This window comes from Devosia sp. (assembly GCF_040509215.1).
Classification (GTDB): Bacteria; Pseudomonadota; Alphaproteobacteria; order Rhizobiales; family Devosiaceae; genus Devosia.
Window position 1 is genome coordinate 1 of record NZ_JBEVLL010000149.1, and the last position, 10898, is coordinate 10898.

12 protein-coding genes are annotated in these 10898 nt (G+C 63.3%); 4 read left to right on the forward strand and 8 right to left on the reverse strand.

Annotated features, from left to right (window positions below):
• Window positions 1-158: 158 nt before the first annotated feature.
• A complete protein-coding gene (locus tag ABW043_RS08105) occupies window positions 159-566 on the reverse strand; it encodes a hypothetical protein (protein WP_353920712.1) in 408 nt (135 codons plus the stop codon).
• A 129-nt stretch (window positions 567-695) separates the two neighbouring features.
• Between ABW043_RS08105 and ABW043_RS08110 the strand changes: the two genes are divergently transcribed.
• Window positions 696-1430 (forward strand): helix-turn-helix domain-containing protein, encoded by a 735-nt coding sequence (locus tag ABW043_RS08110; protein ID WP_353920713.1) that lies wholly within the window; start codon window positions 696-698, stop codon window positions 1428-1430.
• A 6-nt stretch (window positions 1431-1436) separates the two neighbouring features.
• Here ABW043_RS08110 and ABW043_RS08115 read toward each other — a convergent pair whose 3' ends face one another.
• Window positions 1437-1826 (reverse strand): DUF6163 family protein, encoded by a 390-nt coding sequence (locus tag ABW043_RS08115; protein WP_353920714.1) that lies wholly within the window; start codon window positions 1824-1826, stop codon window positions 1437-1439.
• Window positions 1827-2007: 181 nt separating this feature from the next.
• Here ABW043_RS08115 and hemB point away from each other — a divergent pair, with 181 nt between their 5' ends.
• Entirely contained in the window at window positions 2008-3021 is a 1014-nt protein-coding gene (gene hemB / locus ABW043_RS08120; RefSeq protein WP_353920715.1) for a porphobilinogen synthase, read from the forward strand.
• On the opposite strand, the gene ABW043_RS08125 is transcribed toward hemB, so the two are convergent.
• Entirely contained in the window at window positions 3018-3953 is a 936-nt protein-coding gene (locus tag ABW043_RS08125; RefSeq protein ID WP_353920716.1) for a DMT family transporter, read from the reverse strand. The two genes, hemB and ABW043_RS08125, sit on opposite strands and share 4 nt — an antisense overlap.
• 117 nt (window positions 3954-4070) lie before the next feature.
• On the opposite strand from ABW043_RS08125, the gene ABW043_RS08130 reads away from it, so the two are divergent.
• Together ABW043_RS08130 and ABW043_RS08135 are read left to right on the forward strand one after the other, a co-directional pair.
• Window positions 4071-4616, forward strand: a complete 546-nt coding sequence (locus ABW043_RS08130) for an RDD family protein (RefSeq protein ID WP_353920717.1) — start codon at window positions 4071-4073, stop codon at window positions 4614-4616.
• 59 nt (window positions 4617-4675) lie between these two features.
• On the forward strand, window positions 4676-5407 hold the full coding sequence (locus tag ABW043_RS08135) for an arginyltransferase (protein ID WP_353920718.1): 732 nt from the start codon (window positions 4676-4678) through the stop codon (window positions 5405-5407).
• Window positions 5408-5578: 171 nt separating this feature from the next.
• Here the strand turns inward: ABW043_RS08135 and ABW043_RS08140 are convergent, their stop codons facing one another.
• From ABW043_RS08140 to ABW043_RS08160, 5 genes are all read right to left on the reverse strand, one after another.
• Window positions 5579-6526 carry a class 1 fructose-bisphosphatase gene (locus ABW043_RS08140; RefSeq protein WP_353920719.1) on the reverse strand — a complete coding sequence of 316 codons (948 nt, stop codon included), beginning with the start codon at window positions 6524-6526 and terminating at the stop codon, window positions 5579-5581.
• Window positions 6527-6590: 64 nt separating this feature from the next.
• Window positions 6591-6674, reverse strand: a complete 84-nt coding sequence (locus ABW043_RS08145) for a hypothetical protein (RefSeq protein WP_353920723.1) — start codon at window positions 6672-6674, stop codon at window positions 6591-6593.
• Complete coding sequence (locus ABW043_RS08150) at window positions 6656-6877, reverse strand: type II toxin-antitoxin system RelE/ParE family toxin (RefSeq protein ID WP_353920720.1); 222 nt, start codon at window positions 6875-6877, stop codon at window positions 6656-6658. Before ABW043_RS08150 ends, ABW043_RS08145 begins: the two co-directional genes overlap by 19 nt.
• The gene (locus tag ABW043_RS08155; protein WP_353920721.1) at window positions 6877-7107 is read right to left on the reverse strand and encodes a transcriptional regulator; all 231 of its coding nucleotides are present in this window, start codon (window positions 7105-7107) and stop codon (window positions 6877-6879) included. Before ABW043_RS08155 ends, ABW043_RS08150 begins: the two co-directional genes overlap by 1 nt.
• 47 nt (window positions 7108-7154) lie before the next feature.
• Window positions 7155-10898, reverse strand: a 3744-nt coding sequence (locus tag ABW043_RS08160; protein WP_353920722.1) for an NAD-glutamate dehydrogenase, incomplete at its 5' end; no start/stop codon positions are given.

Genomic DNA, 10898 nt, shown 5'->3' on the forward strand with positions numbered 1-10898 from the left:
CTAAACAGCACGCTTAATGGCATCTTACTGGAAAGCAATGAGAATTTGGCTTAATGCTTCGTGACACCGGTGCATAAAGTTGTAACCTTTCCGAGGGGTAAACGGCGCTCGGACCAGTTGCGAGAGGGCGGCCGAAGCGACCGCCCACTTATGCGATGTCAGGCCCGCAGCGTCTTGAAACCGGCAAGCTTGATGGCGAAAACGGCTGATACGGCCAGCGCCTGAGCGGCGATGAAGGTTACTCCGATCGATGTCATTTGAGCCGAATAAAGAACAAGAAGACGAACACTCAGCAAGACCCAGAGACCATCGCCGAGGAGATTGGCGGCGAGGGAGAACCTGTCGGGGCCGGTGGCAACGCCGAGGGTCCAATTGCTGAGGGCCCAGGGAAAGAGAAAGAGTCCGGCTCCGAGGAGGAGCGTGTGCATGGGTGCCCAGCCGATCAGACTGGCGAGAGGCGATGCCAGGGCCAGAAGGGCGATGCCCATGGTCAAGGAGAGAACGGCGTCGAAGCGGTAGATGAGGCGGGGATCGCGGAGGATGAGGGTCTGGGTGGCGGATGTCATGGCAGATCTCCAAAGGACCGGTTGTCGATAGCTGGAGGGTGGCGCGCGGGAGGTCATGACGACAATTACCTCCGAGGTAATGGAATTGCGGCGGCTCCTGCGGCAGGTTGGGACCCAAGGAGACAAGCCATGTTCGAAACGGCCCTGCGCGATTGGCGCAACCAACGGGGGATGAGCCAGATGGCGCTGGCCATGGCGGCGGAGGTATCGCCGCGGCACCTGTCCTTTCTTGAATCGGCGCGGGCGCGACCGAGCGCGGCAATGGTGCTGCGGCTGGCCGAAGCGCTCGACCTGCCGCTGCGTGAGCGCAATGGCCTCCTGGTGGCAGCGGGGTTTGCGCCGCACTATGGCGACAATGATTGGCTCAGCCCGCAAATGAGCGAGCTAAGGCAGGCGGCGCAATTGCTGCTCAAGGCGCATGGGCCCTACCCTGCCATCGTGCTCGATGCAGCGTTTGATATTCTCGAAGCCAATGGAGCGGCGTTGGCGCTGATCGGGGTGGAGACCCTGCCAGACGCGCGGCTCAATCTTGCCGATCTCGTTTTCGGGCCGGGGGAGGTACGAAACTCCATCGTCAACTGGGCAGAGGTCGCGGGCTATCTGATGCACCGCCTGCGCGAAGACGTGCGGAGGCATGGGCCGAGTGCGCCCGTGGCGCGGGTCTTGATGCGGGTGCGGCGGCATGAGGGCGTCGACGGCTTGAGCCTGCGACCGGAGGGTACGCTTGGGCAGGTGCTGCTACCGCTGGAGTTTCGGCTGGGTGGTCAGGTGACGCGCTGGTTCACGACGGTCACGAGCTTTGGCGCGCCGCAGGATGCACTGGCCGAGGAGATTACCATCGAGCAGTTTCACCCGGCCGAGTAGAGCGGCCTAGTCAGCCGCCTGGGCGCGGCTGAAGCGGAAGCTGAGGGCGAAGATGACCGATATGGCGACGAGCAGCACGATGCGGACGGCGAAGCCGAAGGCGGACATGCGGATGTCGGGGCTGCCGGCGAGATAGAGCGCCAGTTCGGCCGTGGTCGAGCCGACGAGCAGGACGGCGCCCCAGCTCGCCTTGAGCCAGAGCCCGACGCCCGCGAAGAGGCGCGAGAGCGAGAAAATACCGAGCAGCACGAAGCCGGCAGGGCCAAGAACTGCGAGGGGGCTCGTGGCGCCAAGGTTGACGCCGAGAAGGCGGCCGGCATCGCTGAGGCCCAGAGCCAGGCTCAGCAAAGCGACGACGCGGATATAGAGGCCGAGCTGGGGTGATTTGAACGACATGGCCCTTTAGTAGCGAGCGTGAGGGGCTGCGACAAGCGGCGGCTTGGAGGCAAGGTGCGCGGCTGGTATGAGCGGGAAGAGTTGAGTGCGGTGCGCGTGGCCCCAACCCCACCCTTCCTCCCCCATCAACGGGGAGTGTTCGGCTGGTGGATGCCGGGGCCATGCGGCAAGGAACAGAAGAATGACGCAGAACTGGCCCAAGCATGACATGTCTTTCCTCGATGGCCGCCGTCAGCGGCGGTTGCGGCGGACGGCGTGGAGCCGGGACATGGTGCGGGAAACCGAACTGCTGCCGCGCGACCTGATCTGGCCGGTCTTCGCGATCGAGGGGCAGAACGAGAAGACGCAGATAAAGACCATGCCGGGGGTAGAGCGGCTTTCCATCGACCTGATGGTGGAAGCCGCGAAGGCGGCGCGGGATGCGGGCATTCCGGCGCTGGCGATTTTTCCCAATACGCCGGACCATCTGCGCTCCGAGAGCGGTGCCGAGGCCTATAATCCCGACAATCTGATGTGCCGGGCGCTGAGCGCGATCAAGTCGGCTGTGCCCGATATCGGGCTGATTGCTGACGTGGCGCTCGATGAATATTCGAGCGACGGGCAGGACGGGCTCGTGCGGGATGGGGAAATCCTCAACGACGAGACCGTGGCGGCGATGGTGAAATCGGCGCTGGTGCAGGCCAAGGCAGGCGCAGATATCATTGCGCCATCGGACATGATGGATGGCCGCGTGGCGGCCATTCGGGCAGCGCTCGATGCCGAAGGCTTCGAGCACGTGCAGATCATGTCCTACGCTGCCAAATATGCTTCGTGCTTTTATGGGCCGTTCCGCGAGGCCGTGGGCTCGGGCAGCCGGCTCAAGGGCGACAAGCGCACCTATCAGATGGATTATGCCAACTCTGATGAGGCGCTGCGGGAAATCGCGCAGGACATTGAGGAAGGCGCCGATAGCGTGATGGTCAAGCCCGGCATGCCCTATCTCGATATCATCCGCCGGGCCAAGGACGCGTTCAACGTGCCGATCTACGCCTATCAGGTGAGCGGCGAATACGCGATGATCGAGCTGGCGGGCGCCGCGGGGGCGATCAATCGCGACGCAGCGGTGCTCGAAAGCCTCTGGGCCTTCAAGCGTGCCGGGGCGAATGGCATTCTCACCTACTACGCGCTGGAAATGGCGCGGAAGCTGGGGCGCTAGACCGACTCTTCGGGGGCTGCCGCCGCTTCTTCCCGGGCAGGGGCTGGGCGGCGGCGCGCCATAGTGGCGCTGACGACACCGCCGGCGGCGACAAGGGCGATGCCACCGAGCGCAATGGCATCGGGGGCATGGCCGAACACCAGCCAGCCGAGGAAGGCCGCCCAGGCAAGGTGCAAGTAATTCATCGGCGCGAGCATCGCAGCGGGCGCGTAGCGATAGGACTGGGTGAACAGGTAGTGCCCAAGCCAGGCCGAAACGCCGAGGCTGATGAACAGAACCACCTGCAATGGCGTTGGCGCGATGCCGTAAAACGTCCAGGGCAAAAGAATGCCGAAGGCTATGGCCCCGATCAGCGCGGTATAGAACAGCATGGCGATGGTGCGCTCGGTGCGGGCGAGGACACGCGACATCATGTTGTATGCGACCGAAACGACGACATTGCCGAGGGTGAAGGCCACGCCGAGCGGATCGAGCCCGCCACCGGGTCTGGCGATCAGCAGCACACCGCCAAAGCCCAGCGCGGCGGCGAGCCAGGCACCCGAGCCTACTTTTTCATTGAGCAACGGGCCGGACAGCAGGATCACCAGCACCGGACCGAGATAGACGATAGCGGTCGTTTCGGCGACCGGCATGCGCTGCAGCGCAAAACCCATCAGCAGGGACGCAACCGCAAGACACGCACCGCGGACGAGAACCAGGCCTGTGCGCTGCGTGCGCACCATTTCGCGCCCCTGAAAGGGTGCCACGAGGGCCAGCATCAACAGCGTATGGGTGATGTAGCGAATGGCCGTGACCAGGGGCACGTTATATTCGGTGACCAGCAGCTTGTTGGTCGTGTCGTTGTAGGCGAACAGCAGGGTGGCCCCGATAATCAGGACAAGGCCGCGCAGTGGCTGATCGGTCAGCGGCGCGGGGGCGGAAGTCGTCGACATCTGGTGTTCCGAAGGGGCGAGCGCGGCAGGGCAAGCGACTCGCGAAGGGCGGGATTGGGGCAAGGATAGGCCGGTCACAGGCCGAAGCACAGGAAGAATTGCGCGCGAGGACTTGCATTGCGGCGGGGTCGTGACAATTTCAGCGTCATGACCCAGGAATATGCTCAATCCCGTCCCTACCTCCCCGATCCGGCTACTGCGCCGGAGCTGTTTGACGGCCTGCTGACGCGGCGGGTCATGGCCTATTTTATCGATCTCGCCATCATGGGCGCGCTCGTGCTGGCCGCGACCATTGTCGGCGGCATATTGGGCTTCCTGACGTTCGGGCTTGCCTGGGCGGCGCTGGTGTTTGTCGTGCCGGCAGTGATCGTGGTCTATTATGCGGCAACGCTGGGCTCGCCGCGGCGCGCCACGATTGGCATGCAGATGATGGATATCGTGCTGACGCCGACGCGCGGGCAGCCGCTCGATGGCTGGATGGCCATTTTGCACGCGGCGGTCTTCTGGCTGACATTCTGGATCTGCTGGCCGATTTCGCTGCTGTTTGCCCTCTTCACCCCGCGGCGGCAGATGATCCACGATTTCGTGGTTGGCACTCTCATGGTGCGGCGCTCGCCGATGATCCGGCACTGGCAGAATGCCCGGAGCAGCGCGTTTTACTGAAATATTGCAGGCGAGTGACGGGAGGGATACACTCGCAGGATTGTAGCCATGGGTCGTAGATGACCGACCAGTCGCCAGAAACTACCCAACTCTTCCTGACCGCGGCCATGCCGTGCCCGTATTTGCCGGGCCACATGGAGCGTAAACTGTTCACGCACCTCAGTGGGCGCCGTGCTTCGGCGCTGCACCATGTGCTCAGCGACAATGGTTTTCGCCGTAGCCAGAACCTGATTTATCGCCCGGCCTGCGAGGGCTGCAGCGCGTGCCAATCGGTGCGAATCGTGGCGGGGGAATTTGCGGCGTCGGCACGGTTCCGACGCGTGTTGCGCACCAATTCCGATATTTCCATCACCGTACGGCCGACGACGGCGACGGTTGAGCAGTATGAGCTGTTCAAGCGCTATCTCGACTCTCGCCATGCCGGCGGCGGCATGACGCAGATGTCGTATCAGGACTATGAATACATGGTCGAGGATACGCCGGTGCAGTCGGTGCTGGTGGAGTATCGCCTGCGCGATCATCCCGAACAGACGCTGGTGGCCGTGGCGCTGACCGACGTCATGCCCGATGGGCTATCGATGGTCTATTCGTTCTACGACCCGGAATTGGCGCATCGCAGCCTCGGGACGTTTCTCATTCTCGACCATATCGCGCAGGTGCGCTCGGCGCGGCTGAACTATGTGTATCTGGGCTACTGGGTGAAGGACTCGCCCAAGATGTCCTACAAGGCACAGTATCGCCCGCTGGAAGTGCAGCGCGGACATGCTGGGTGGTGCCGGGTCGAGGACTGAGGCTTCGCGACACCGCGCTGGCGTTTCTAGTAGGCCCACATTTCGGAGATTTTTCGTTGGTCGTCACCACCGGGCTTGTCCCGGTGGTCCATGCGGAGGCGAGATGGATTGCCGGGACAAGCCCGGCAATGACGATAGACGTGAGGGCGCTCACTCTTAGGAGCGAAAAAATCACCCCTTCGCGTACCAGGCCTCCACCCGCCGCACTTCCTCAGCCGATCCCAAGATCACCGGCACCCGCTGATGTATCCCCGTCGGCTCGACATCGAGAATTTCCTGCTGTCCAGTAGTAGACCGCCCACCGGCCCCCTCGACCAGCCAGGCCATCGGGTTCGCCTCATAAAGCAGGCGCAACCGACCGCCCTTGCTCACCGTCTCGCTGTCGAGCGGATAGAGAAAAATCCCGCCCCGCATCAGAATGCGCAGGATATCGGCCACCATCGAACCCACCCAGCGCATATTGTAGCGCTTGCCGGCAGGCCCGGTTTCCCCGGCAACGCTTTCCTTCACATAGCCCAGCGTCGCCGCGTCCCAAAACCGCTCACGCGCCGTGTTGATGGCAAACTCGCCAGTGGCTTCCGGCACCTTTGCCGCCACAACCACCTGCACCCATTCACCTTGGCCATCGAGAGTGAACACCGAAACATCGCCCGCGATCCGCAGCACAAGGCTCGTCGCCGGCCCATAGGCAACAAACCCGGCGGCCACCTGCTCACGACCCTTCTGCAAGAGCCCGCCCGCACTCGGCAGCACCGAAAAAATCGTGCCCACCGTCACGTTCACATCGAGATTGGACGACCCATCGAGCGGATCGGTCGCGACAATGAACGCTCCCTGGTTCTCGAAATGAACCGCATCATCCAGCTCTTCCGAGATCAGCACAGAAACCGCGTCGTTCGCCTGCAAGTGCCTGAGCACGACATCATTGGAAATGACATCGAGCGCCTTCTGCGCCTCGCCCTGCACATTGGTGTGCCCAGCCAACCCCGTCTGTCCGGCAATCGGCGCCACCCGCAACACCGCCGCCAGTTCCGCCGAAGCCGCAGCCATACTCACCACCACGCTCCGCAGCGCAGCATCATCGGTCTCGGCAACAAGCCATTGGGCAAGCGTGGTCATGGGCAACTCCTTGTTGCCCGCCACTGTCGCGATTGAAGCTCGGGGGACAAGACCGACTTTTGGGTTACTCGAACGCTTCGGGCCATTCCCGCGAGGCATGTATTACCGCAAGAATTTCAACGCGATCGCTTACTCTATAGACGACGATGTAGGAAGGTCCGGAAACACAAGCTCTCTCGTCCCGCGAGCGCGGCCCAGCCGTCCTGCCATCGTCGTGTCCGAGAGCAGGGCATTGGTTCTGTCGATCAAAGAATTTGCGACCTTATTGGCGGCGCGCGGGCTATCTTGGGCGATATAGTCCTGGATCTCCTCGACATGCCTGAGGGCAGAGCGGGTCCAGGCAGCCTTCATCAGCTAGAACGATACTTGTCTGCGACGGCCCGGATTTCTTCGGGGCTCGCGAAGTCTCCCCCGTCCGCCGCCGCGATTCCTTCTTCGACTTTTGCCAGGAAACGTTCCTGCCACTCCAGTGAATGGCCGTGCTCAAGCGCGTCGGCAATCACCTGCGACGCGGTTAAGTTGGAGCGCACCGCAATGGCTTCGACGCGCTCCCTGAGTTCGCTTGGAATATCGAATGTCATGTTCATGCACCCAATATGCTCTCTGGCCTCCTGAAAGGGAAGAACCCTCACCCCTCCCGCGCCAAATCCGCCAGCAAACCAGCCGCCACGCTGAGCCGCGACACAGTCGCAGCCCCGCCCGTCAACTCCGTTACCGCCTTCACCGTCCGCGCAATCCCCGCCTCATGCTGACCACGCCACATCGCGATATCCCCAGCCTCCAGCACGTCTGCCGTCAGGTCGCGAAGCGCGCGCATCAGGTTGGCCAACGCCCGATCAAGCGCCATACGGTCAAACCGGTCTGCCAGCGCAATATTTCGCCCTTCCTCGACGATGCGGAAGAGATCGAATTGCCCGGCCGCGCCAAAGAACGCCGCCGCCGCCGCCTCGATCGAAACCCCCGCGCGTTCCGCCACCAGTACGATATCGCTAGCATTGCCGATCACCGGCAGTTCCCCGATCCGCTGCGCCAGCTCCGCGTCGACACCATGCTCCACCAGCGCGCTGACCCGCGTGGAAAGCGCGTCACGCTCCTTGTCCGACAGCAGGCCCACGCCCGCGCCGCGCAATGTCTCGACGCCCGTCTTGTGCCGTTCCACCAGGGCCGCGACATCGCTCGCGCCGACATTGCCATTGCGCAGGAACCACAGCGCCTCGCGATAGAGCAGGGCCTCCACCTTCGCATAAAGCGCCAGCTGCAACGAGCCCGGCACCTTGTTGTCGAGCGCATCGATTCCGGCATAGAGCGAGGTCAGCCCGTAAACATCGCGAACCGCTGCATAGGCGAGCGCCACTTCTCCGGCGCTGGCGCTCGTCGCCGCCATCAGTTCGGAAACGAAAGCCGGTCCGCCGCGATTGATCATCGCATTGGCCAACACCGTCGCGATTACTTCGCGCTTAAGCCGGTGTCCTTCCACGGCCGCCGGATAGGCCTCGTGCAGCTTCTGCGGGAAATAGCGGAAGAGTTCGCCCGCAAGATAAGGCGTGTCGATTGCCCGGCCCGCGACGAGATCATCGAACAGAGACAATTTCGCATAGGCAAGGATGACCGCCAGTTCCGGCCGCGTCAGCCCCTTGCCCTGCGCCGCACGCGCGTCGAGCACCGCATCGCTGGGCAAGAATTCCACGGCACGATCAAGCCGCCCGCGCTCTTCGAGCCCTTCGATCAACACGCGATGATCCGGCAGCTCCGAAGTCCCCGCCCGCTCAGCCAGCGATAGCGCCAGCCCCTGCAGATAATTGTTTCGCAGGCACAGGGCCGCCACTTCATCGGTCATGCTGGCCAAGAACGCAACGCGCGCCTCTTCATCCAGCGTTCCCGCCGCCACCACGGGCGCCAGGGCGATCTTGATATTGACCTCAAGGTCCGAAGAATTGACGCCCGCCGAATTGTCGATGGCGTCGGTATTGATCCGTCCACCCCTCAGCGCATAGGCAATACGCCCACGCTGGGTCACGCCGAGATTGGCGCCTTCGCCCACCACCTTGGCGCGCACCTGGTCGGCCGTCACGCGGATCGCGTCGTTGGCGCGATCACCCACCGAGGCGTCGTCTTCCTCCGCCGCCTTGATGTAAGTGCCGATACCGCCAAACCACAGCAGGTCCACCTGCGCCGACAGAATGGCGCGCATCACCTCGTTCGGCGACGCCGTGGCCTTTTTCAGCCCCAGCAGCGCTTGCATTTCTTCGCTCAGCGGAATGACTTTCAGGCTGCGCGAAAACACCCCGCCACCCGCCGAAATCAGGCCCTTGTCATAGTCCTGCCAGCTCGAACGGGGCAAGGCGAAAAGCCGCTTCCGCTCAGCCAGGCTCACAGCGGCATCCGGCGTCGGATCGAAGAAAATATCGCGGTGGTCAAACGCCGCCAGCAGCCGGATTTCCGGGCTCAACAACATGCCATTGCCGAACACGTCGCCGCTCATGTCGCCCACGCCGACAACGGTGAACGGCTCCGCCTGGATATTGCGGTCCATCTCGCGGAAATGCCGCTTCACCGCCTCCCAGCCACCGCGTGCGGTAATGGCCATCTTCTTGTGGTCATAACCCACCGACCCGCCCGAAGCGAAAGCATCGCCGAGCCAGAAGCCACGCGAAATGGCGATGGCATTGGCCGTATCGGAAAAACTCGCCGTGCCCTTGTCCGCTGCCACCACGAGATAGGGATCATCCCCATCGCGCCGCATCGTCTCGGCCGGCGGCACGACGTCGCCATCGATAAGATTATCGGTCACATCCAGCAGCGATCCGATGAAAATCTTGTAGCTCTCGGTGCCTTCCGCCATGAACGCATCGCGCGCCATCCCGGAGACGAGCCGCTTGGGCACAAACCCGCCCTTGGCGCCCACCGGCACGATGACGGCGTTCTTCACCTGCTGCGCCTTCACCAGCCCCAAGACTTCCGTGCGGAAATCCTCCGGCCGGTCCGACCAGCGCAATCCCCCGCGCGCAATAGCGCCAAAGCGCAGGTGAATACCCTCCACCCGAGGAGAATAGACCGAAATTTCGCGATACGGCCGGGGCGCAACCATGCCTTCAACCTTGGCGCTATCATACTTGATCGCCAGCGCCGGTCGCCGCTGCCCATCTGCATCCCGCTGGAACGAGTTGGTCCGCAGCGACGCATCGACCAGATTGAGGAACCGCCGGATGATCGTGTCTTCATCGAGCGAAGCCGTCGCCTCGAGCTGCGCCGCGATGATATCCCGCGCCGCCGCCTCGGCCATGCCGCGGCTTTCGAGCTTCGGATCATGCAGCGCGCCAAACAGCGTCACCAGCGCCTTGGCCGCCTCGGCCTGGGTCACCAGCACTTGCGCGATATAGCGCTGCGAATAGGAAATCCCGATCTGCCTGAGATAGCGCGAGAACGAACGCAGCAGCGCCGCATCGGTCCAGTCGAGCCCGGCCTGCGTCACGAGCGTATTGAGCTGGTCGCTCTCCGCCGCCCCGGCCCACACAGCCAAGAGGCCTGCCTCGATCGCCGCGCCCCGCGCCGCAACATCCAGCTCCGCCCCATTGCTCGGCGCCAGTACCATGTCGTGGATAAACCGCTCCACCCCGTCGCGCGGCACCAGCGTATAGGTGCGCTCGTCGATCACCTTGAACCCAAAATGCTCGAGCATCGGCACGCGGTCGCTCAGCGGAATAGCCCCGCCCTTGGCGTAGAATTTGAGCCCCAGCGCGCCCTCGGCGCCCTGCCGCGACCGCAGTTTCAGCGCAATCCCACCCTCATGCACCTCGCGCAAGACGGCGATATCGCCCAGCGCATCCTCGGCCGAATTGCGCGACTGGTAAGCCTGCGAAAACGCCGAACGATAGTCGCTGATCGCTGCCGGATCGGGCGCCGCCTTCTGCAGCAGGTCCGAAAAGTCCTGCGTCAGCGCTTCGACACGGCTTTCGAGTTCCGTCCGGCTCGGATTGGGCGTCACGCCCCCAAGCCGCCCGATGATCACGTGCAACCGCACGAGATCCCCTTCGGGAAAATTCGGATAATAGGCCGAAACACGCCCGTCATAGATCTCGGCGAGATAGCGCGTGATCCGCGCCCGCACGTCCCCGTCATAACGGTCGCGCGGCACGAAAACGAGGATCGAGACAAAGTTGTCGAACCGGTCGATACGCGGCAAAACCCGCACGCGCGGCCGGTCATAAAGCGCCGCAATCGCCTCGGAAAACTCGGCCAAGAGCCCGGTATCGATCTGGAACATCTCGTCGCGCGGATACGAGTCCAGCGCGCTCAGCAGCGCCCGCCCGGCATGCCCCAGCGGATCGAGCCCGCTCTTGCGCATCACCTCGGCCACCTTGCGCCGGATCAC

Coding starts and splice junctions, on each gene's coding strand:
- ABW043_RS08105 (WP_353920712.1), bottom strand. CDS start 566: ATGACATCCGCCACCCAGACCCTCATCCTCCGCGATCCCCGCCTCATC.
- ABW043_RS08110 (WP_353920713.1), top strand. CDS start 696: ATGTTCGAAACGGCCCTGCGCGATTGGCGCAACCAACGGGGGATGAGC.
- ABW043_RS08115 (WP_353920714.1), bottom strand. CDS start 1,826: ATGTCGTTCAAATCACCCCAGCTCGGCCTCTATATCCGCGTCGTCGCT.
- hemB (WP_353920715.1), top strand. CDS start 2,008: ATGACGCAGAACTGGCCCAAGCATGACATGTCTTTCCTCGATGGCCGC.
- ABW043_RS08125 (WP_353920716.1), bottom strand. CDS start 3,953: ATGTCGACGACTTCCGCCCCCGCGCCGCTGACCGATCAGCCACTGCGC.
- ABW043_RS08135 (WP_353920718.1), top strand. CDS start 4,676: ATGACCGACCAGTCGCCAGAAACTACCCAACTCTTCCTGACCGCGGCC.
- ABW043_RS08140 (WP_353920719.1), bottom strand. CDS start 6,526: ATGACCACGCTTGCCCAATGGCTTGTTGCCGAGACCGATGATGCTGCG.
- ABW043_RS08150 (WP_353920720.1), bottom strand. CDS start 6,877: ATGAAGGCTGCCTGGACCCGCTCTGCCCTCAGGCATGTCGAGGAGATC.
- ABW043_RS08155 (WP_353920721.1), bottom strand. CDS start 7,107: ATGACATTCGATATTCCAAGCGAACTCAGGGAGCGCGTCGAAGCCATT.